The organism is Micromonospora sp. DT44 (assembly GCF_049841635.1).
Taxonomy (GTDB): domain Bacteria; phylum Actinomycetota; class Actinomycetes; order Mycobacteriales; family Micromonosporaceae; genus Micromonospora.
In genome coordinates this window covers 100,640-119,699 of the sequence record NZ_JBNCKS010000012.1, presented here as the reverse complement: position 1 = coordinate 119,699, position 19,060 = coordinate 100,640, and the positions used below count along the sequence as shown (strand labels likewise).

Here is a 19,060-nt window from a genome sequence, read left to right as displayed (position 1 = left end):
CGGCGCGGCACCGAGAACCACAAAAGGGGAGAACCGTGACGCACGTGTCCGAGCGCAGCGGCGCAGGAAGCAGCCCGAACGGCGCTGGCAGCGACCACCAGCCGTGGACGGGCGGTGCCGGCCGCCAGCGGGGCAAGCGTTCTGTCTCGTACGCCGACGCCGGGGTCTCCATCGACGCGGGCGACCGCGCGGTCGAGCTGCTGAAGTCGAAGGTGCGCGAGACCCGGCGCCCCGAGGTACTGGGTGACCTCGGCGGCTTCGCCGGCCTGTTCCGCCTGGACACGAAGAAGTACAAGAACCCGATCCTGGCGTCCTCGACCGACGGTGTGGGCACCAAGCTGGTCATCGCCCAGCAGATGGACATCCACGACACGGTCGGCATCGACCTGGTCGCGATGGTCGTCGACGACCTGGTGGCCTGCGGCGCCGAGCCGCTGTTCCTGCTCGACTACATCGCCACCGGCGAGGTTGTTCCGGACAAGGTGGCCGAGATCGGCGCCGGCATCGCCGACGGCTGCCGGTACGCGGGCTGCGCGCTGCTCGGCGGGGAGACCGCCGAGCACCCCGGTGTGCTGCGCCCGGACGAGTACGACATCTCCGCGACCGGCGTCGGTGTGGTCGAGGAGGCTGACATCCTCAGCCCGGAGCGCGTCGAGGTGGGTGACGTCGTCATCGCCATGCGCTCCTCCGGCCTGCACTCCAACGGCTATTCCCTGGTCCGGCACGTGCTGCTCGGCGCCGCCCGGATGCGGCTGGACATCGTGATCGATGACTTCGGCCGGCAGCGGACCCTCGGTGAGGAGCTGCTGACCCCCACCAAGATCTACGCCAAGGACTGCCTCAAGCTGATCGAGGAGGCCGAGGTGCGGGCGCTGTCGCACATCACCGGCGGCGGCATCCCGGGCAACCTGGTGCGGGTGCTCCCCGAGCACGTCGACGCGGTGGTCAACCGGTCCACCTGGAAGCCGCAGCCCATCTTCGACCTGATCCAGTCCAAGGGCCGGATCGACGACCAGGACATGGAGTCGACGTTCAACATGGGCGTCGGCATGTTCGCGATCGTCTCGGCCGAGGACGCCGATCGCGCCCTGGCCACGCTGACCGGCCGTGGGGTCGAGGCCTGGCAGGCGGGCGAGATCATCGAGGGCACCGGCAACGTCCAGATGGTTGGTCAGCACACCCGCGGCTGATCACGCTCCGGTGACCGTACGGGTACCTGATCAGGGCTTCACCCGAGTGGCCGGTGCCGCCTAGCCTGAAAGGCTCGGGCTGGGCGGAGGAGGGTGATGGCTGCTGGAGAACCGACGTTCAGCGGGATGCGCGGGCTGGCCGCCGTCCCGTCGTACGTCGTCATGCAGCCCACCACGCTGTGCAACCTCGACTGCGCGTACTGCTACCTGCCGTTCCGGGCCGCCGACCGGCGGATGTCGGTGCCGGTGGCCGAGGCGGTGGCGGCGGCGGTCAACCCGTGGGCGGCCTCCGGGCGCTTTTCCGTCGTGTGGCACGGCGGCGAGCCGCTGGCGGCCGGTCGGGAGCACCTGGCCGCCCTGATCGCGCCCTTCGGGCCCGAGGTCGAACACCACGTGCAGACGAACGCCACGTTGATCGACGACGAGTGGTGCGAGTTCTTCGCCCGGCACGAGATGCGCGTCAGCGTGAGCGTGGACGGGCCGCGCGAGCGCAACGGCGACCGGGTCAACCGTGGCGGTCAGCCGGCGTACGACCGGATCCTGCGTGGTGTGGCCGCGCTGCGCCGGCACGACCTGCCCTTCTCCGCGCTGGCCGTGGTGTCCCGGCCGACGCCGGGCCTCGCCGCGGAGCTCTACGACTACTTCCTCGATCTGGGCTGCGATGTGCTGGGCATCAACATCGAGGAGACCGAAGGGGTCAACACCCGCGACAACAGCCACGACCCGGCGGCGGTGACCACGTTCTGGGCCGAACTGGTGGCGGCCTGGCGGCGGGCGCCCCGGATCCACCTGCGCGAGGTCGAGTGGTCGCTGCGGTACGCGGCGGCGGTCCTCGACGGCACGGCGGACGGTGTGCTGCCCCGCCGGCTGGATCCGATACCTACCATCGGGCACGACGGCTCGGTGACGGTGCTCTCCCCGGAGTTGGCCGGCTTCACCGACCCGCGCTACGGCGACTTCAGCAGTGGGAACGTGCTGACCACCCCGCTGGCCCGGATCCTGGCCGGTGCCGCGTCGACCTCGTGGGTCGGCGAGTTCCTGACGGGGGTGGAAGCGTGTCGGGTGTCGTGCCCGTATTTCGGCTTCTGTGGCGGCGGCCACGCCGCCAACCGTTACTTCGAGCTGGGGCGTTTTGACGGTACGGAGACCGAGCACTGCCGCAACAGCAAGATCCGCCTATTGGAGGGAGTGTTGGAGCATGCCCGAGATCACCAGTCACCGGCGGCCTGAACGCGAAGCGGACGATGCCCCGGACGACGTCACCGAGCGCGTGCGGGAGGCCGCCCCCGGGCTTGTCGCGCTGTTGCAGGAAGCCGCGGACGCACGGCGGCTACGGGCCGAGGTGGCGGGCGGAGACGGCGTCAGCGCGGTCTGCGCCTGGAACCACTTCGAGAACATCCCGACCTTCTACAACTGGAACAACCGGCCGCGCTAGGCGACCGTGATCAGGGGCCTGTCGGTCAGACGGGGTAGTCCCCGGCCAGGGCAGGCCCCTGATGATCGGCACCGATCTCGCTCCCGAAGGACACATGCGTGAGCACGCGGGCGTTACCGCGTGCTCAGCTACGTCGAGAGGTCAGCGGGTCGGACGGACCCAGGGATCGGGGTCGTCGTCCGCATGATTCTCATCATCGTCGTCGACGAACTCTTTTGAGTCGTCGTCGAAGTGGTGCTCAGACTTACCAGCACCCGCCAGTTCGCGCTGCAAGGCGGTGAGGTCGGTGTTCGGGGAGTGGTACTTCAACTCCCGGGCCACCTTTGTCTGCTTGGCCTTAGCACGGCCGCGCCCCATGGCTCGACCCCCTCGCACAGAATGCGGGGCAGCCCGAAGGCGGGCCCCGATGACGTCAGGCATCTCTCGTGGCTCTTACGGTACATGGGGATGCCATCGTTCGGCACCTCGGGTTACCGTCAGCCGGCTCTGCGCGTCGCGGCGATCCGGCCGTCACCCAGTGTACCTGGTAAGGAGCGGAACGGAGAGCACCCGTGACACCGGGCAAAACACGCCAAACGTGACCCGGGCCTCAGCTTACAGAGTCGGGCCGGTACAGGAGGCCCGGAGGCGGATCCCGGTCGATCCGCCTCCGGGATGCGTCAGCGAAGGTGGATCGTGCGCAGCCGACCGACCTCGGCCATCCGCCGCTCAGCCAGCCGGTCCGCGGCGACCGCGGGCGGCACGCCCTCGGCGTCCGCCAGGCGCAGGATCTCCCGGGTGGTGTCGTAGATCCGGGTGGCCCGCAGCTTCGCCCGGTCGAAGTTGAAGCCCTCGATCTCGTCGGCCACCTGGATCACGCCGCCGGCGTTGACCACGTAGTCCGGCGTGTAGAGGATGCCCCGGTCGGCCAGCAGCTTCTCGATCCCCGGGTGCGCGAGCTGGTTGTTCGCCGCGCCGGTCACCACCTTGGCGCGCAGCGCCGGAACGGTGTCGTCGTTCAGCGCGCCGCCCAGCGCGCAGGGGGCGTACACGTCGATGTCCGCAGCGACCAGCGCGCTCGCGTCGTCCACCAGAGTGACCTGCGGGTGGTTGGCGCGTACCCAGGCCAGGGCCTTCGGGTTGACGTCCGTGGCGACCACCTCGGCGCCGTCGTCCAGCAGGTGCCCGGTCAGGTATTTGCCGACCTTGCCCAGGCCCGCCACGCCGACCCGGCGGCCGTTCAGGCTCGGCGTGCCCCAGACGTGCTCGGCGGCCGCCCGCATCCCCTGGAACACGCCCCAGGCGGTGAGGATCGACGAGTCGCCGGCGCCGCCGTGCTCCACGCTGCGGCCGGTCACGTAGCGGGTCTCGCGGGCGATGATGTCCATGTCGGGGACGTAGGTGCCGACGTCGCAGGCGGTGTAGTAGCGGCCCGCCAGCGACTCCACGAAGCGGCCGTACGCGCGCAGCAGCGCCTCGCTCTTGATCTGCTCCGGGTCGCCCCAGATGACGGCCTTGCCGCCGCCCAGGTCCAGGCCGGCGAGCGCGTTCTTGTACGCCATCCCACGGGACAGGTCGAGCACGTCGGCGAGGGCGTTGTCCTCGTTGGCGTACGGGTAGAAGCGGGTGCCGCCGAGCGCGGGCCCCAGCGCGGTGGAGTAGATCCCGATGATCGCCTTGAGGCCGCTCTGCTTGTCCTGGCAGAAGACGACCTGTTCGTGACCTGTCGATACCGGGTCGTCGGTGCTCGCGAATACGCCCATGACTGGCTCCTACGATGGTGTGCGTACCTTGTGGGACGCGGACCTGGTGGACCCCGGCGGGGATGCTGCCGGTGTGATCGAGCCTAGTATCGGACGCCGTACGACCGCCCGACGTGCCGCCGCCGTCCCACGGTGCGGGGCGCACGGTCCGGCCGCTGGCCGCGCGCGGGTGCGGTTCATGGGAGGATCGCGCGGTGCCGTCGCTCTTCGCTTCTTACCTGCGCGTGTACGAGCCGCTGACCGCCTTCGACCGGGACCGGCAGAGTTACTGGCGTCGCTATGTCTCGGAGGGTCGGGCGGTCGCCCCGGTGGAGGGGCCCGGTCGTCAGCGGACGGCGGTGATCGAGGCGTTGGGCGCGGGCTGGACCCGCCTACCCGACCTGCCCGAGGAGGCGTACGTCCTGGAGACGGACGACAGCCTGCTGGTCTGCCCCTGGAACCTGCGCATCCGGGTCGCTGAGGCGGCGCTCAACGCCCGGGACGGGGTACCCCCGGTGCTTGCCGACGCCTTCGTGCCGCCGGTGCTTGCCGGGCAGGCCCGGGCGGTCGTCGACGACTGGCGCAGCGGCGCACGGGTTCTGGAGCACGGGGTGCCCCGGGTGCACGAGCAGATCGCCACCTGGGGCGTACCCCTGCGGTGGTTCGTGCTCTTCGACCCGACGGAGCGGGACCTGGTCACCCAGCCGGGCCGGCGGGCGCTGCGCTACCGGACGGAGATCTCGAAGGCTCGTCGTCGTTCGTCCCGGGCGTTGTCGGTGCTGCGGAAGTCGGTGGGCGAGGCGCCGATCACCGAGGCGGTCCAGGAGGCGGCGCGCTGGCTTGAGGAGTTCCACCCGGGCTCGATAGTGGAGCTGGACTACGGCGGCCTCGTCGACCTGCTCTCCGATGAGACTCTCGCCGCCGACGACTCGCCGGAGTTGGTTGCCGGTGGCCTCGCGGGCCTGTCGCGGGGTGAGGCGGACGAGGCGTCGGCCGCGTACGACAAGTTGGTGGCTCGCTGGCGCGCGGTGCAGCTCCTGGAGCGGTGCAACTGAGGCAAATCGCCCCTAGGAGCGCTCCCAAAGCGAGGGTGTCTCGTAGTTGACGCATCACGAACCGTGATCATGAGTCCGAATAAGGTACTTTCTACCGTGTAAAAGTCGTAAAAATCGGGCATGGTTCATCCGTCCGTCTAGGGACCTTCATCCGTTCGGCCCATGTCGGACATCGGGGACTAGCCGGACCATGGGAGACGCGTCGGCCGGCGGGACCCCGGCCGATGTCTATACATGTGGAGGAGTGACCGATGGCATCGCGAACGCATGAACCAGAGCCGCTGCTCACACCGGCCGAGGTGGCGTCGATGTTCCGTGTCGACCCGAAGACGGTGACCCGGTGGGCGAAGGCGGGCAAGCTCAGTGCCATCCGCACCCTGGGTGGCCACCGTCGATACCGCGAGTCGGAGGTCAGGGCGCTGCTACAGGGCCAGATCCCGCAGCAGCGGCAGGGCGACTGACCCGATAGAGGTTTCCGGAAAGGGGCGGTGGATCTCGATCCGCCGCCCCTTTCTCTGTCCGCTCGGCTCCGACGGTGGCGCGTCAGTCCGCGTCGGGGCCGGTCAACGTCACCCGGATGCCGACCGTGCCGCCCTCACTGCGACGCAACCGGCTGCCCAGCAGGCTCAGCCGACCGATCAGGCGGTACTTGTGCTTGAGCAGGTCGCGAACGCGGCCCGTGTCGCGGCCACCGTAGAGGGTCGCGTGGGCGGGCACCTCGGCGCCGTGCGGCCGGCCCCGCACGTCGCACGGCGCGACAGTCACCTCGCCGTTGTGGCGGATCCGCTTGACCTTCCCCGAGTCGGCGCGGGTCCACACCGCCAACGCGTCGCCGTCCCGGACCGCCCAGACCGGGGTCGGCACCGCCCGGCCGTCCTTTCGGAAGGTCGTGAGCAGGATGTACTTCTCGGCCGACAGCCGGTCCAGCGTGGTCACGCCGCCAGGATAGGCCGCTGCGGGCCATTGAGCGGCCAGATAGCGTGAACGGCGTGACGGGGGAGCCTGCAATTGGTGACGTGGTCGGTGAACTGTTGCGGGACGTGCTCGCCGTGGCGACCGGGGTCGGCCCCCGGCCCATGGTTGGCGGCCGGCTGCCCCGGCCGGTCATCGAGATCATCGAGCGGGACGACGGCCTGATCAACGGTGCACCGGCGGCGCACTACCTCGATGGGCCGGCCGACTGGCAGCCGTACGACCACCGGGCCGTCGACCGGGCCCGGGGCGAGACGCTTGACGTCGGCACCGGCGCCGGCCGGATCGCGCTGCTGCTCCAGGAGCGCGACGTACCCGTCACCGGCCTCGACACGTCCGCGGGCGCGCTCGACGTGAGCCGGCGGCGGGGCGTACGGCGGCTGGTGCACGGAACGGTGGACACGCACGTCGCCGACGGCCGGCGCTACGACACGTTCCTGCTGCTCGGCAACAACCTCGGGCTGTTCGAGGGGCGCGAGCGGGCCCCGGTGTTCCTCGCCGCGCTCGCCGCCCTGGCCCGACCGGGAGCGCAGATCATCGCGCACGGCACCAACCCGTACGGCACCCGCGACCCCGTTCACACCGGCTACCACGAGCGCAACCGACGCCGGGGGCGGCTCGGTGGCCAGCTCCGGCTCCGGCTGCGCTACCGGGAACTCGGCACCGAATGGTTCGACTACCTGGTGTGCTCGCCGGACGAGTTCGCCGAGCTGGTGCACGGGAGCGGCTGGCGGTTGGTCGATGTGGACGACCGCGATGCCCCCTACTACCTGGCCACCCTGCGCCTTGCCGGCTGAGCGACGGCTCCCGCGCCGCGTCGGACACGGGAGCCGTCGTACGGCTCAGACCTGAACGGTCGGGGGCAGCGGCTCGGGCGGGAGGCCGCCGTCGCCGTCGACCACCTCGTCGGGGGTGCCGTCCTCGTCGAGGTCGACCATGGTGATGTCCACCTTGCCGTCCCCGTCGGTGTCGAACTGGAACAGGTCGGCCTTACCGTCGCCGTCGGTGTCCACCACCCACACGTCGGTCTTGCCGTCGTTGTTGGTGTCGGCGCGCAGTAGGTCGACCCGCTCGTCGCCACGGGTCTCCACGGTCTCCGAGTCGGTGGTGACGCTCTCCGGTGCCTGGCTCATCTCGATGCGGTCCTTCCCCTTGAGTTGACGGGCCGTACGTACCCGATCCCGCGCTCCCCCACGCATGGGCGGGGGCCCGGGCTGTCTAGGGTCGCACCATGAGCGAGCGCAGCGGACCGGGCACCCGGGCCGGCGTGGCGGAGACCCCGCGCGCCACCGGGACCGACAGGGAGGCGTGATGAACGATCGTTTCGTGGTCGTCGGTGCGGGCACGATGGGGCTCGGCATCGCGTACGTGGCGGCCGGCGCCGGCCACGCCGTCGAGCTCGTCGAGGTGGACGCGGACCGGGGCGCGACCGCGCTGACCCGGCTCGCCGACCTGGGGGAGCGCGCGGTACAGCGCGGCAGGCTGACCGCCGACGAGGCCGCCGCGAACCGGGAACGGGTGATCCTGCGGCCGAGCCTCGCCGAGGTCGCCCCCGCCCCCGGAGTGGTCGTGGAGGCGGTGCCGGAGCGGCTGGACCTGAAGCGGGCCGTGTTGCGCGCCGCCGCCGCCCTGGACCCGGGCCTGCTCGGCAGCAACACGTCCAGCATCGCGATCGGCGAGCTGGCCGTGGATCTGGACGCGCCCGAGCGCTTCCTCGGCCTGCACTTCTTCAACCCCGTCTGGGCGATGGCGCTGCTGGAGATCGTGGTCGGCCCGGCCACCGCCGAGGGGACCACCACCGCGGCCGTCGCGCTCGCCGGCCGGCTGGGCAAGGACCCCGTCGTGGTACGCGACATGCCCGGCTTCGCGACCTCCCGCCTCGGGGTCACCCTCGGGCTGGAGGCGATCCGGATGGTCGCCGACCAGGTGGCCAGCCCGGCCGACATCGACAAGGCGATGGTGCTCGGCTACCGGCACCCGATCGGGCCACTGGAACTCACCGACCTGGTCGGCCTCGATGTGCGCCTCGACATCGCCCGTACCCTCCAGGCCGCGTACGGGGACCGCTTCGCGCCACCGGAGCTGCTGGTGGAGATGGTGGCGGCCGGACGGCTGGGCAAGAAGTCGGGGCACGGCTTCTACCGCTGGGAAGGTGGCGTCAAGCAATGAGTGGTCTGCGGATCGAGGAGCGGTCGGACCGGCTCGTGGTGACGCTGGCCCGACCGGAGAAGCGCAACGCCATCGACGCCGACCTGATCGCCGAGCTGCACGAGGTCTGCGCCGAGTTGGAGGCCCGCCCCCGGCTGCTGCTCCTGACCGGCGGCGCGGAGGGCATCTTCGCCGGTGGGGCCGACATCGGCCAGCTCCGCGAACGGGGCCGCACGGACGCCCTGGCCGCGATCAACTCGGCGGCCTTCGCGCGGATCAGGGCACTACCCATGCCGAGCGTGGCCGCCGTGGACGGGCCGGCGCTGGGCGGCGGCGCGGAACTGGCGTACGCCTGCGATCTTCGGGTGTGCACGGCCCGGGCGGTTTTCGGTCAGCCGGAGGTGCGGTTGGGCATCCTGGCCGGCGCTGGCGCGACCCACCGACTGCCCGCCCTCATCGGCGAAGGTCGGGCCAAGGAACTGCTGTTCACCGGCCGTCGGGTGGACGCGGCGGAGGCCCTGCGGATCGGTCTGGTGAACCGGGTGGTGGACGAGCCCGGGGAATTGCTGACGACGGCGCACGGGCTGCTGGACGAGATGGCCAAGGCCTCGCCCCTGGCGTTGCGGCTCACCAAACTGGCCGTCGACGCGCCGGCCGCCGCGCACCCGCAGCTCGACCTGGTGAGTCAGGCGGTGCTCTTCGAGGACGAGGAGAAGCACCGCCGCATGACCGAGTTCCTGGAACGCCGCCGGGCCCGCTGACGCGGCAACGGGAACGGCCGCACCGGCTGTCGAGCCGGTGCGGCCGTACGCGGTCCGCGGGTACTGCTCAGTGCCGGATCTGCACCCCGCCGTCGGCGAGCGCCCGGATCACCTGGGCCGACTCACCGAAGCCGATGATCAGGACGGCGTCCGCGCCGAACTGCTTGATCGCCTTCGCGCCGCCGGAGAAGTCCACCGGCGCGGCCTTGGCGTCGGCTGGCGGGTCGTACGTGAGCAGCTTGAGTCGGTCACCGGGAATGCCGGCCTTCTCCAGCTCGTCACGGACGGTGGCCTGCAGGCCCTCACCGTAGGAGTCCTTACGGGCGACGATCACGATCTTCTGCGACCCGTCGCGGAGGACCACGTCGGCCAGCGCCCGGCCCTGGAGGCTGTCCGGTGGGGCGGTACGGAAGTAGAGGCCCTTGTCCTCGACGTCGGTCAGGCCGGCGTCGGTGTTCGACGACGAGAAGAGGATCCTCCCGGCCTTGACCACGTCCGGCAGCACCTCGCGGGAGATGCCCGACGCGCCCGCGCCGATGATGATGCTGACCCCGTCCGCCACGTGCTTGGCGACGGTCGCCTTGGCCACCGCCGGGTTGGTGCCGTCGTCGCCGTCCTTCCACGTCACCGGCTTGCCCAGCACGCCGCCCGCGGCGTTGATCTCCCGGATGGCCAGCGCCGCGCCGGCCGCCATCGGCGGGTACGCGATCGCCAGGTCGCCGGTCTTCGGCAGCAGACCGCCGACGATCAGCGGCTTCTGGTCGGCGGCGTCACCGGGGCGCGGCTTCTTGCCCTTCGGCGGCGTCTTGGTGCTCGCCGCCGATTCGGAGCCCGCGCCGACGAACTCGGTCTTGCCGTCGTTGAGCTGCTGGCCGTCGAAGGTCAGCGTGGCGTAGCTCGCGGTGGCCGGCTCACCCTTGTCGGTGAAGCCGGCGCGGGTCAGCGACACGCTGCGGTACTCGATGTCCTGCCCGGCCCGGGCCAGCGCGAGGCAGTTGGCCGGGGTCTCGCAGCGCTGTCCGTTGTTGGTCACGCCGACGATCTGCTTGGCGATAGCCGCCGGGTCGGTGCTGCCGGCCAGTTGAGCGGCGAGCACACCGATGACCACCGCGTCGTACGTCTCGGCGGAGTACAGGTAGTCCGTCAGCGCCGGATTGACGGACCGTAGCCGGCCCTTGAAGTCGTCGGGCAGTGGGGTGAGTGGCGTGGTCCCCTTCATTCCGTCGACGAGGTCGGCGCGTTCCTTCAACTCCGCTGGGTAGGAGTTGAGCATGTTGCCGTCCGTGCCGTAGAGGCGCACCTGTTGGGCGCTCCCCTCCTGGGCCTTGTCATCCCCGCAAGCGCTTGTGGCGAGCAGGATCGTCGCGCAGGCAGCCAGTGTGGCCACCCGCGAGCGGCGTGATACGAGCATGGTCGTCCTTCCTCCGGCGAAGGTCCGCTGCGCACATTAGCGTGCCGCGGCCGGTCGCGGGACCGTGGAGGCGGCGCAATGCGTAGGTAGCTCACTGTGAATACACACAGTGACGGAAACACCGTGGCTTGACCCCCCGTCCTACTGTGCGCTGCGTGACGGACCTACCACAGCAGACGTTCGACGACGCGACCGCCGTGCTCCGATGGGCGCTGGCCGGGGACGGGGACGCCGTGACAGGTACGTTCGACGCCGTCGTCGACCGGGCCGGCCTGTCCGGGGCGTACGGGGTCGCCTGGTGCCTGGCCGCGACGATGGTCGGTGACGCGCCGACGAGCACCGGATGCGCGCTGGAGTTCCCGGGCATCGAGCAGGCGGACTACGACACCCGCTGGGTGGCCCGCTTCGTGAGCGCCTACGCCAACCGGGACGTATCGACCGGCGAGGCCCTGTTCGGCGCGGCGGCGGCCGACGGGCTGCTCTCCGACTGCCTGCTCACGCTCGCCGGCTCGACAATCGCCACCCTGCGCAGCCGCGCCGAATGAACGCGGCACCGCTTTGGGTGCCGCGTCCGCGCGGGCCGTTCAGAAGGCGTGGTACGCGACCAGCGGCTCGTACTCGTAGCGGAGGTTGTCGAAGCGGACCCGGAAGTTGACCCCGTCCCGGACGTTCGTCGCGACGGTGGTCCACCCGGAGTTGGCCGGCAGGTAGGTCCAGTAGTTGCAGTTGCTGGTCTTGTCGATGAAGATCACGCAGGCTTCGGTGGCGTACGCGCTGGTGTTGCGGACGTTGATGTCGCGGCACCGGGTTGTGGTGCGGTACGGGCCGGCCTGGCCGCCGTACCCGCCGGTCTGGAAGAACGAGCGGACCGCGCCGCCGTAGCAGGTGGCGAGCGGCGCGAAGAGGTTCGGCCCCGAGGCGAAATCGGTGGAGTCGGCGCCCGGGGTGGCCGTGGCGGCCTGGGCGGGTGCGCCGGTGGCGAGCAGCGCGGCGGCCGTGGCGACGGCGAGCAGGCGAGCGGTCGGGGATGACATGCAGGCGGCCTCCGAAAACAGTTAACTGACTGTCCGTATTGGACGGACGAGCTGACCGTGACGATGATACTGATCGATCAATCGTGGCGTGGTCCGGGATCGTCGGTCGGGTGTGATAGCTCTGGGGCATGTCCGAGGCCATGCTCAGCAAGGTGCGCAAGCTGCTCGCCCAGGCCGAGGACCCGGCCTGCACTCCCGCCGAGTCGGCGGCGTTCACCGCCAAGGCGACCGAGCTGATCGCCCGCTACGGCGTCGACAGGGCGCTGCTCGCGGTCCGCGACCCGACCACCGACCCGGTCGGCGACCGCGTGCTCGACATCGTCGCCCCGTACGCCCGGGACAAGGTCGGCCTGCTCGCGGCGGTCGCCGAGCCGCTGCGCTGCCGCTGCGTCCGGCGTAAGCAGGGCAACGGCTTCGTCGCCCACCTGTTCGGCTTCGCCAGCGACCTCGAACGCGTGGATCTGCTCTTCACATCGCTGCTCGTACAGGCCGCACACGGGCTGGCGGCCACGGCGGTGCCGGCGGACGACCATCCGGCCGCCTTCCGACGCTCCTGGCTCGCGGGCTTCGCGGAGGTGATCGGGGGACGGCTCTGGGCGGCCGAGTCGGCGGCGGTCAGCGAGTCAGGCGCCCCGTCGATGGCGTTGGTGCTGGCCGACCGCTCCGACCGGGTGCAGCGACGGCTCACCGAGGAGTACCCGCGACTGCGCACCGCACCGGCTCGTCGCCTCGGCGGCACGGGCTTCGGCTCCGGCGCCGAGGCGGGCAGCCGCGCTCACCTGGGCGGCCGGAATCTCGACACCGGCCGGGTCGGTCGACAACTCGGCCACTGACTCCGGCCCGGCAGGGCTCAGGCGGTGTGCGGGCCGCGCGACACCGTGGCGAGATAGCGGGTGAGCAACTCGTGCCAGCCCGCCGTGAGCGCCTTGCGATAGCCCTCGGCCGCCTCGCCGTGCCGGTCGAAGTGCCGGTGCTCCAGCTCGACCCGGGTCCGTTCGGGCCCGTCGGGCAGGAACAGCACCTCGACCTCGCTCGCCTTCGCCGGATCCGGCACCGGCACCCGGTCCGGCCCGAGCTGCCAGGCGAAGACCAACCGGCGAGGCGGATCCCACGTGAGCACCCGACCCCAGTCGGCGCGGAAGCCGTACGGGCCGATCTCGTAGAGCATTCCGCCGGCCCGGGGCTCCATGCCCAGCTCGGCGAGAGCTTCCGGACCGGACCAGGTGTACTCGGTGACCCACCACTCGGTCAGCTCATCGGTGAACACGGCGAACGCCCGCTCGGCCGAACCGGGGACGAGGAGACTGCACCGTAAGGAGAAGCGCTCCAGGTCCTGCCGAATGTCGGCCGGATCAGCCATCCCCTGTCCCATAGGCCCGGACCATACCGGCTGATGCCCGGGTGTGCAGCTTCGCGCGTGCCCTTTTCCAGACAGTGGGTTGCCGAGTCGTCACGGACGGGATGGCCCGCCGGAAAGCGGGTAACCGCGCCGGACGGCCCGGACCCCCGGGACGGCGCACGGGCGGAGCGGGAGAGCATGAGCGAGAACGCGCAGCAGCGACGGCCGGAGCGGGACGCCGACGCCGGAGACCCGGACGTCCTCCTCGACATCCCGAAGGTCTCGGTCGACTCGATCCGGCTGGCCGTGGACGGGCTGGACGCCGACATCTCGCTGCGTGCCCGGCTGGCCAACCTGCTCCAACTCGACGCGGGCGTACGGGTCCACCTGCACGGTGTCGAACTGGACATCGACGGGGTACACGCCGAGGCGCAACTGCGGGTACGACTGGAGCAGTTGGTGTCGCTCCTGGGCCGCGCGCTCGACACCATCGACAACAACCCGCAGGTCATCGAGTCTCTCGCCCGCGCGGGCACCGGCGCGCTCGACGACGTGAACCGCAGTAGCGAGCAGTTGGCGGCCGCCGCCGCCGAGATCACCGCCCGGGCAGAACATGCCGGGGTACGCGACGAACTGGCCGGGCGAAGCGGTGTACCCATTGGCGACCAGTCGCCGGCACGACCCGCCCGCCCGGCGGGTCCGGCCGGTCCGCCCGCTCCCACCTCCGCACCTGGCCCGTCCGGGCCTCCCGGGGGCGCTAGGGGTGTCAAGGGTCCGACCGGCGGTGGTCCGACCGGCGGTGGTCCGACCGGTGGCGGCCCGGGCGGCGGTAACCCTACCGGCGGTGGCCCGGGCGCAGGCCGTCCGGCTGGTGGCGGTCCCGGCCGTGGTGGTCCGGGCGGTGGTGGCCCGGGCGGTGGTGGCCCTACCGCGGGTGGTCCGACTGGTGGTGGCACGACGAGCCGAGGCGGGGACGGTCGGCCTGAGGGCAGCCCGAGCGGTGAGCAGCGGGGCGGAGGTCAGCAGGACGGCGGTGGTGGTCAGCAGGGCCGTGGTGGCCAGCATCAGCAGGGCGGCGGCCAGCAGCCAGGTGGTGGTCAGCAGCGAGGTGGTGAGCAGGATGGCGGCGGTGTCGCGGGTGGGGCGCAGGCGGCAGCCCAGAGCGCGGCGCAGCTCGCCGAGCAGGCCGGCGAGAGCCTCCGGCAAGCGGGCCGCAGCGTGTGGGAGGCGATCCAGGGTGGGATCGCCCAGCACCGCCAACAGGGCCGCAGCGACCAGTGACCGGGCTGCCGTGCGCCGACCCGTCCGACGGGGCCTCGGGCGAGAGTTGATCGACTCGACTGCGGCGATGTGTCGCTCATCGCGTCCAGGCGACGAACCTCTCGTGCAACTCGTTCGCCGGGGTGTCCGGCATCTCCTCGAGCGCAGCGTGCAGCAGCGAACCCATGTACATCGACAGGCCGATCCGGTTGTCGTGCTCCTCGTACATTTCGGCGAGGCGCACCCGCGCCGGGTCGCACGGCCAGGGCGTGGAAGGGTCACACGTCAGGCAGTCCCAGTCCGGCCGCCGCGGCAGGTGCTCACCTTGCAGGTGGTTCGCGAGCGCCCGGACCGAACGCTGGCCGACTTCGATACGGGCCGCGCGTGCGGTGGTCGGCTCCTCGCCCATCACCAGTTGCCGCCGGCACGGTGACGCTGTCCGGGGGTGAGCAGCGGGGACACGGTCGTCATGAGGGTGGGGCCGGCCCACGCGGGCGGAGCGGGGTACGCGCCGAAGCCGTGCGGGTAGCAGGTGGCCGGGCCGGTCTGGTCGAGCTGCGCGAGCCGGCGTCCGTGCCGGCGGAACGGATTGCGGATCCTCATCGCGGGTTGCCCTCTCGCCTCATCAGGACTGAGGTGGCCGGCCGGTCTCTCTCGGCGCGGCCGCCCCCGCCCTCTCTTGGTTGCGCCGGCTTCCCGGCGTTGGCGGGCGACTTGCCCGCCGGCCAACTGGCTTGAGCCAGTAGTGGCTTAAGCCAGCTTGGGTGAAGGGGCGGGCATCTGTCAATAGCTGGCTTGAGCCAGTAGCGGTAGCCTGGGATCACCTTGAGGAACGGGTGATCCGATGAGTAATCAGGAAGAACGGCAGCCCCCGAGCCGCCGTATCGCCGAGGAGCTACGGGCCGCGATCATGCGCGGTGATCTCGTAGACGGCGACCAGCTTCCGTCCGAGCGTGAATTGGCGTCCAGGTACGCCACTGCCCGAAACACGGCGCGCGAGGCGTTGGGCATCCTGCAAGCCGAGGGGCTTGCGCAGGCTCAGCATGGCCGAGGCGTCTTCGTACGCCAGCGCCGGCCGCTGGTGAGGATGGGCCGGGACCGGTACTCCCGACGAGCACGGAACGAGACCGGCCTTTCGCCGTTCCGAATCGAGGTCGAGCGACAAGGGCGGGTCCCGCACACGGAGTGCCGGTCAGTCACGACCGTCCAGCCACCGCCTGATGTTGCCGAGCGATTGGGACTGAACGCCGGCCAAGAGGTCGTCCGGCGCGAGAACTGGTACTTCGCTGATGACGAACCGGTGCAAGTCGCGGTCACCTACATCCCTACGGCGGTGGTCGAGGGATCGCCGCTGGCGAGTGAGAAGAAGCTCGGTCGAGGCAGCATCTACCAGCGGTTGGAGGATCTCGGCTACCCGATCGTGCGTATCCGCGAGGAGGTGAGCTCCCGCATGCCGACGCCCGAAGAAGTGAAGGGCCTGGTGATGCCGCCGGGCGTGCCCGTGATCGAGGTGCTGCACACCAGCACCGACGGCGAGGGGCGAGCATTCGAGGTGACGAAATTCGTCATGCGAGCCGACGTGAACGGCTTGGACTACGAGATGCCCGTTGAAGACTGACCACCAAGGCGTCACCCGGACGGGCATCGTTCGGGTGGCTGCTCTGGCGCTGCTGTGGGGTTCCAGCTTTTTGTGGATCAAGCTCGCGCTGCGGGGCTTCAACCCGGTGCAGATCGTGTTCGCCCGGCTCTTGCTCGGCTTCGTGGTTCTGGCGCCCATCGCCCTGTCCCGGGGGTTGCGCTTTCCGAGAGAGCGACATGTCTGGTGGCATCTGCTCGTCGCGGGCCTGGTCTCCAACGCCGTGCCGTACGTGCTGTTCGGTATCGGGGAGGCGACGGTCGGATCGAACGTGGCAGGCGTGCTGAACGCAACCACGCCGCTGTGGACGCTGCTCCTAGCCCTCCTCGTCGGCGTCGACCGGGCCGTCACCGTGAAGAAGGCCGCCGGGTTTGCCCTCGGGTTCCTCGGCGTCGTGGTCATCTTCTCGCCGTGGGAGTCCGCGAGTGAGATCGCCAGTTGGGGCGGCCTTGCCTGCCTCGCCGCCGCCGCCAGCTACGGACTCGGCTACGTCTACATGGGCAGGTTCCTGACCGGCCGTGGAATTCCTCCGCTCCTGCTGTCGGCGGCCCAGCTGGGCGCAGCCACAGTCCTGCTCGGCCTGGCCCTCCCGTTCGCAGGACTGGACGCACCGACATGGCGATTCGACGCCGTCGCAAGCCTGCTCGTCCTCGGCGCACTCGGCACCGGAGCGGCCTACGTCCTGAACTACCGCATCATCGATGATGAAGGCCCGACCGCCGCATCGGTGGTCACCTACCTTTTGCCCATCGCCGCCGTGATCCTCGGCGGGATCTTCCTGCACGAAGCCGTCACCGTCGCGATCGTGGCCGGCATCGTCCTGGTCCTCGCTGGGGTCACCCTCACCCGGAAGCGGTCGGCCGAGAAGCGATAGCAGCCTGCCTGCCTGCATTGTCTAGTCCCACCTGATGCTTGACGGATCCGTCCCGGGTGTTGCTTGACGGTTGGTCTAGGTTTTGTTGCTGACCTTGCGGGGTCGGTGGGCTTTGATGCTACGGACGGGTTGGTCGTTGGTGCGTCTGACGGTGCGGGGTCCGGCGTCGGTGTGGATGGTCAGGTCGGTGGCGGTGACGTCGATTCTGACGGTCTTGCCGGCGTGGTTTCGGCCGAGCGCGACTTTCTGCCCGACGACCATGACCACGCCGGAGTTCGACGCGCGGCGTTGAACGGGCACTGGTCCGGTTGCTGGTTGTGGTGGTGGGCCGGCGGGGCGGACACCTCGCAGTCGGCTGATGTCGGCGGGGGTCAGCGGGTTCGACCGGGTGCGCAGCAGCTGCCGGGTGTCGAGGTCGAAGAAGCTCAACGTCGCTGCGTCGATGCGGATCCCGACTCGGCGCCCGCCGAGGATGTCCGCGGCCAGGACCAGGTGCTGACCCAGCGACACGCTGCCGGTCCGGTTCACGGTCCGGTCCACCTCGACCGCTTCACCCTGCTCGGCTGGCGGCAGCGGTGGCGGACCGGCCGGGCGGCCACCCTGACGCAGCAGGGCAGCGAGGTCGGCGACCGACAGGTGCGAACGCACTGACTTGATCCGGGCGCCGGCGATCAGCAGGTGGATGACGTCGGTGTCGGCCCAGAACGTCACCGTGACTCCGGAACGGGCCGGTCCGAGCTAGAACTGTTTCCCGGCCACCTGCAGATTGCCAGACGGTGGGACGACCCGGTCGAACTCCACCGCTGACGGCGACCAGTGCTCCACCGGCTGCGGGGCCATGACTGGCTCAGGCCAGGCCGGTGGTTGGGCCGGTGTCGTCACCGAGGCGGGCAACTTGACCGGCACCACGCCGGGTTCGGCGGGCCGGAAGCGGCTGGCGGGAAACGCCATGTCGAGGGACTGATGCGGCCGGTCGGTGTTGTATTCGTGCCGGAACACCTCGATCGCCGCCTGAGCGGTATCGATGTCCGGCCAGACCGGCACGTCATCAAGCAGCTCACGTCGCAGGCTCTGGTGAAACCGTTCCACCTTGCCCGTGGTGGTCGGTGTCGCGGGCTGGGTGAGCCGGTGCACGATGCCGTTCTCCCGACAGATCCGGTCAAACATCACCTCACCGCCGTTACCGAACCGGGCGGTGAACTGCTTGCCGTTGTCGGTCAGCACTTCCTCGGGCACGCCGAACTCCAGCAGCGCTTCGGCGAACGCGAGGCAGACCGCACGGCCGGTGGCCCGGCGCACCACCGAAGCGATCACGCAATAACGGGAATGGTCATCAACGCCGGTGACGACCTTGGCCTCCGAACCGTCAGGCAGGAAGATCCCGCCGACGATGTCCATCTGCCACAACTCCATCGGCCGATCACGTTCCCAGCGCACGTAGTCCTTGCGGCCCCGACGACGCTTGGCCGGGGTCATCAGACCGTGACGGATCAAGATCCGATAGACCGTCATCCGCGACGGCACCGGCTCGGGACAGCCATGACGGCCCAACTCGAACGCGATCCGCCGCGACCCCCACTTCGGATGGTGCCGGCGCAGCTCACACACCAACGCCTCCACCTCCGGCGACGCCTGATGAGCACACCCGTCCGGACGATGAGACCGGGTCCTGCAAGCCAACCAGACCCTCGTCGGCATAACGGCGCAGCCACCCATGCACACTCTGCCGCGACACCCCGACCCTCTCGGCCACGTCCACGACCGGATCACCAGCCAGGACCGCCATCACGGCCTGATACCGCTGTTCCACGATCGACATCTCCACCAGTGCCAATCCCGGCTCCCAGATCGAGTGCTACCGCAACAACACGCGATCAAGAAGCCAAACGGTGATCATGTCAAGCATCAGGTGGGACGCGAGTGTCAAGCATCAGCCGTGACGGGACACTGCCTGCCTGCGATCTGTTGCCGAATTTGCCTGTACTCGATCAAGGCGCTCCGCGCGGCGCGGGCCGGGGCGCGGTAACCGGCTCCTGACGGAGCCGCCGCCCCGGCCGCCTACGGCGCCGGGGCGGAAAGTCAGCCTGCCCCGAACCTCACACCCCACCCCGCGCGTCACCCCTGGGCCAGTGAGGTGACCCGGTGACGGGGCCCGAAAGACCGTGGCCGGGTCGGACGCCTCTGTCCGTTCTCAGCAATCGGAAGGCGGTGGAGCGCCCTACCG

The 19,060-nt window shown here is 70.4% G+C and carries 22 protein-coding genes and 1 pseudogene; 13 read left to right on the top strand and 10 right to left on the bottom strand.

Going from position 1 to position 19,060, the window contains the following annotated elements; all coding sequences use genetic code 11:
- Window positions 1–35 precede the first annotated feature (35 nt).
- The 3 genes from purM to amcA all read left to right on the top strand — a co-directional run bounded on the left by purM (window position 36) and on the right by amcA (window position 2,625).
- A complete protein-coding gene (purM, locus tag ACLQ25_RS09835) occupies window positions 36–1,190 on the top strand; it encodes a phosphoribosylformylglycinamidine cyclo-ligase (RefSeq protein WP_355048408.1) in 1,155 nt (384 codons plus the stop codon).
- Window positions 1,191–1,316: 126 nt separating this feature from the next.
- Window positions 1,317–2,420 carry a cyclophane-forming radical SAM peptide maturase AmcB gene (amcB, locus tag ACLQ25_RS09830; protein ID WP_355048778.1) on the top strand — a complete coding sequence of 368 codons (1,104 nt, stop codon included), beginning with the start codon at window positions 1,317–1,319 and terminating at the stop codon, window positions 2,418–2,420.
- The gene (gene amcA, locus ACLQ25_RS09825; RefSeq protein WP_357132129.1) at window positions 2,389–2,625 is read left to right on the top strand and encodes a multiple cyclophane-containing RiPP AmcA; all 237 of its coding nucleotides are present in this window, start codon (window positions 2,389–2,391) and stop codon (window positions 2,623–2,625) included. Before amcB ends, amcA begins: the two co-directional genes overlap by 32 nt.
- Window positions 2,626–2,766: 141 nt before the next feature.
- On the opposite strand, the gene ACLQ25_RS09820 is transcribed toward amcA, so the two are convergent.
- Entirely contained in the window at window positions 2,767–2,982 is a 216-nt protein-coding gene (locus ACLQ25_RS09820; RefSeq protein ID WP_007454329.1) for a DUF3073 domain-containing protein, read from the bottom strand.
- A 302-nt stretch (window positions 2,983–3,284) separates the two neighbouring features.
- Complete coding sequence (locus ACLQ25_RS09815) at window positions 3,285–4,367, bottom strand: Glu/Leu/Phe/Val family dehydrogenase (protein ID WP_425730587.1); 1,083 nt, start codon at window positions 4,365–4,367, stop codon at window positions 3,285–3,287.
- Between the two features lie 194 nt (window positions 4,368–4,561).
- Between ACLQ25_RS09815 and ACLQ25_RS09810 the strand changes: the two genes are divergently transcribed.
- Both ACLQ25_RS09810 and ACLQ25_RS09805 read left to right on the top strand, forming a co-directional pair.
- Entirely contained in the window at window positions 4,562–5,401 is an 840-nt protein-coding gene (locus ACLQ25_RS09810; RefSeq protein WP_425730586.1) for a hypothetical protein, read from the top strand.
- Between the two features lie 251 nt (window positions 5,402–5,652).
- Complete coding sequence (locus ACLQ25_RS09805; protein ID WP_007073996.1) at window positions 5,653–5,862, top strand: BldC family transcriptional regulator; 210 nt, start codon at window positions 5,653–5,655, stop codon at window positions 5,860–5,862.
- An 82-nt stretch (window positions 5,863–5,944) separates the two neighbouring features.
- On the opposite strand, the gene ACLQ25_RS09800 is transcribed toward ACLQ25_RS09805, so the two are convergent.
- Window positions 5,945–6,337 (bottom strand): PPOX class F420-dependent oxidoreductase, encoded by a 393-nt coding sequence (locus ACLQ25_RS09800; RefSeq protein WP_425730585.1) that lies wholly within the window; start codon window positions 6,335–6,337, stop codon window positions 5,945–5,947.
- 53 nt (window positions 6,338–6,390) lie between these two features.
- On the opposite strand from ACLQ25_RS09800, the gene ACLQ25_RS09795 reads away from it, so the two are divergent.
- The gene (locus ACLQ25_RS09795; RefSeq protein WP_425730584.1) at window positions 6,391–7,170 is read left to right on the top strand and encodes a class I SAM-dependent methyltransferase; all 780 of its coding nucleotides are present in this window, start codon (window positions 6,391–6,393) and stop codon (window positions 7,168–7,170) included.
- A gap of 45 nt (window positions 7,171–7,215) precedes the next feature.
- On the opposite strand, the gene ACLQ25_RS09790 is transcribed toward ACLQ25_RS09795, so the two are convergent.
- Window positions 7,216–7,506 carry a hypothetical protein gene (locus ACLQ25_RS09790; protein WP_357132114.1) on the bottom strand — a complete coding sequence of 97 codons (291 nt, stop codon included), beginning with the start codon at window positions 7,504–7,506 and terminating at the stop codon, window positions 7,216–7,218.
- A 178-nt stretch (window positions 7,507–7,684) separates the two neighbouring features.
- On the opposite strand from ACLQ25_RS09790, the gene ACLQ25_RS09785 reads away from it, so the two are divergent.
- A complete protein-coding gene (locus tag ACLQ25_RS09785) occupies window positions 7,685–8,542 on the top strand; it encodes a 3-hydroxyacyl-CoA dehydrogenase family protein (protein WP_425730583.1) in 858 nt (285 codons plus the stop codon).
- Complete coding sequence (locus ACLQ25_RS09780) at window positions 8,539–9,282, top strand: enoyl-CoA hydratase/isomerase family protein (protein ID WP_425730582.1); 744 nt, start codon at window positions 8,539–8,541, stop codon at window positions 9,280–9,282. The genes ACLQ25_RS09785 and ACLQ25_RS09780 overlap by 4 nt, the downstream gene beginning before the upstream one ends.
- A 67-nt stretch (window positions 9,283–9,349) precedes the next feature.
- On the opposite strand, the gene ACLQ25_RS09775 is transcribed toward ACLQ25_RS09780, so the two are convergent.
- On the bottom strand, window positions 9,350–10,693 hold the full coding sequence (locus tag ACLQ25_RS09775; RefSeq protein WP_425730581.1) for an ABC transporter substrate-binding protein: 1,344 nt from the start codon (window positions 10,691–10,693) through the stop codon (window positions 9,350–9,352).
- Window positions 10,694–10,848: 155 nt separating this feature from the next.
- Between ACLQ25_RS09775 and ACLQ25_RS09770 the strand changes: the two genes are divergently transcribed.
- Window positions 10,849–11,238: a hypothetical protein gene (locus ACLQ25_RS09770; RefSeq protein WP_425730580.1), complete on the top strand. Its 390-nt coding sequence runs from the start codon at window positions 10,849–10,851 to the stop codon at window positions 11,236–11,238.
- Between the two features lie 39 nt (window positions 11,239–11,277).
- On the opposite strand, the gene ACLQ25_RS09765 is transcribed toward ACLQ25_RS09770, so the two are convergent.
- Entirely contained in the window at window positions 11,278–11,727 is a 450-nt protein-coding gene (locus ACLQ25_RS09765; RefSeq protein ID WP_425730579.1) for a hypothetical protein, read from the bottom strand.
- A 128-nt stretch (window positions 11,728–11,855) separates the two neighbouring features.
- Between ACLQ25_RS09765 and ACLQ25_RS09760 the strand changes: the two genes are divergently transcribed.
- Entirely contained in the window at window positions 11,856–12,560 is a 705-nt protein-coding gene (locus ACLQ25_RS09760) for a DUF2786 domain-containing protein (protein WP_425730578.1), read from the top strand.
- A gap of 17 nt (window positions 12,561–12,577) precedes the next feature.
- Here ACLQ25_RS09760 and ACLQ25_RS09755 read toward each other — a convergent pair whose 3' ends face one another.
- Window positions 12,578–13,099, bottom strand: coding sequence for an SRPBCC family protein (locus ACLQ25_RS09755; protein WP_425730577.1), 522 nt, complete (start codon window positions 13,097–13,099; stop codon window positions 12,578–12,580).
- A gap of 165 nt (window positions 13,100–13,264) precedes the next feature.
- On the opposite strand from ACLQ25_RS09755, the gene ACLQ25_RS09750 reads away from it, so the two are divergent.
- A complete protein-coding gene (locus ACLQ25_RS09750; protein ID WP_425730576.1) occupies window positions 13,265–14,347 on the top strand; it encodes a hypothetical protein in 1,083 nt (360 codons plus the stop codon).
- Window positions 14,348–14,423: 76 nt separating this feature from the next.
- Here the strand turns inward: ACLQ25_RS09750 and ACLQ25_RS09745 are convergent, their stop codons facing one another.
- A complete protein-coding gene (locus ACLQ25_RS09745) occupies window positions 14,424–14,735 on the bottom strand; it encodes a hypothetical protein (protein ID WP_425730575.1) in 312 nt (103 codons plus the stop codon).
- Window positions 14,735–14,929, bottom strand: a complete 195-nt coding sequence (locus ACLQ25_RS09740) for a hypothetical protein (RefSeq protein WP_425730574.1) — start codon at window positions 14,927–14,929, stop codon at window positions 14,735–14,737. The genes ACLQ25_RS09745 and ACLQ25_RS09740 overlap by 1 nt, the downstream gene beginning before the upstream one ends.
- A gap of 241 nt (window positions 14,930–15,170) precedes the next feature.
- On the opposite strand from ACLQ25_RS09740, the gene ACLQ25_RS09735 reads away from it, so the two are divergent.
- Both ACLQ25_RS09735 and ACLQ25_RS09730 read left to right on the top strand, forming a co-directional pair.
- A complete protein-coding gene (locus tag ACLQ25_RS09735) occupies window positions 15,171–15,944 on the top strand; it encodes a GntR family transcriptional regulator (protein ID WP_425730573.1) in 774 nt (257 codons plus the stop codon).
- A 34-nt stretch (window positions 15,945–15,978) separates the two neighbouring features.
- A complete protein-coding gene (locus tag ACLQ25_RS09730) occupies window positions 15,979–16,836 on the top strand; it encodes a DMT family transporter (protein WP_425730572.1) in 858 nt (285 codons plus the stop codon).
- Window positions 16,837–16,911: 75 nt separating this feature from the next.
- Here ACLQ25_RS09730 and ACLQ25_RS09725 read toward each other — a convergent pair.
- A pseudogene (locus ACLQ25_RS09725) lies at window positions 16,912–18,655 on the bottom strand (IS481 family transposase).
- Window positions 18,656–19,060: the final 405 nt, after the last annotated feature.

Bases quoted from the DNA above. Each gene is read 5' to 3' on its own strand.
- ACLQ25_RS09760 (WP_425730578.1), top strand. From the start codon at position 11,856: ATGTCCGAGGCCATGCTCAGCAAGGTGCGCAAGCTGCTCGCCCAGGCC.
- ACLQ25_RS09750 (WP_425730576.1), top strand. From the start codon at position 13,265: ATGAGCGAGAACGCGCAGCAGCGACGGCCGGAGCGGGACGCCGACGCC.
- ACLQ25_RS09785 (WP_425730583.1), top strand. From the start codon at position 7,685: ATGAACGATCGTTTCGTGGTCGTCGGTGCGGGCACGATGGGGCTCGGC.
- ACLQ25_RS09740 (WP_425730574.1), bottom strand. From the start codon at position 14,929: ATGAGGATCCGCAATCCGTTCCGCCGGCACGGACGCCGGCTCGCGCAG.
- ACLQ25_RS09775 (WP_425730581.1), bottom strand. From the start codon at position 10,693: ATGCTCGTATCACGCCGCTCGCGGGTGGCCACACTGGCTGCCTGCGCG.
- ACLQ25_RS09745 (WP_425730575.1), bottom strand. From the start codon at position 14,735: ATGGGCGAGGAGCCGACCACCGCACGCGCGGCCCGTATCGAAGTCGGC.
- ACLQ25_RS09815 (WP_425730587.1), bottom strand. From the start codon at position 4,367: ATGGGCGTATTCGCGAGCACCGACGACCCGGTATCGACAGGTCACGAA.
- ACLQ25_RS09790 (WP_357132114.1), bottom strand. From the start codon at position 7,506: ATGAGCCAGGCACCGGAGAGCGTCACCACCGACTCGGAGACCGTGGAG.
- amcB (WP_355048778.1), top strand. From the start codon at position 1,317: ATGCGCGGGCTGGCCGCCGTCCCGTCGTACGTCGTCATGCAGCCCACC.
- ACLQ25_RS09765 (WP_425730579.1), bottom strand. From the start codon at position 11,727: ATGTCATCCCCGACCGCTCGCCTGCTCGCCGTCGCCACGGCCGCCGCG.
- ACLQ25_RS09820 (WP_007454329.1), bottom strand. From the start codon at position 2,982: ATGGGGCGCGGCCGTGCTAAGGCCAAGCAGACAAAGGTGGCCCGGGAG.
- ACLQ25_RS09755 (WP_425730577.1), bottom strand. From the start codon at position 13,099: ATGGGACAGGGGATGGCTGATCCGGCCGACATTCGGCAGGACCTGGAG.
- ACLQ25_RS09780 (WP_425730582.1), top strand. From the start codon at position 8,539: ATGAGTGGTCTGCGGATCGAGGAGCGGTCGGACCGGCTCGTGGTGACG.
- ACLQ25_RS09805 (WP_007073996.1), top strand. From the start codon at position 5,653: ATGGCATCGCGAACGCATGAACCAGAGCCGCTGCTCACACCGGCCGAG.
- amcA (WP_357132129.1), top strand. From the start codon at position 2,389: ATGCCCGAGATCACCAGTCACCGGCGGCCTGAACGCGAAGCGGACGAT.
- ACLQ25_RS09735 (WP_425730573.1), top strand. From the start codon at position 15,171: ATGAGTAATCAGGAAGAACGGCAGCCCCCGAGCCGCCGTATCGCCGAG.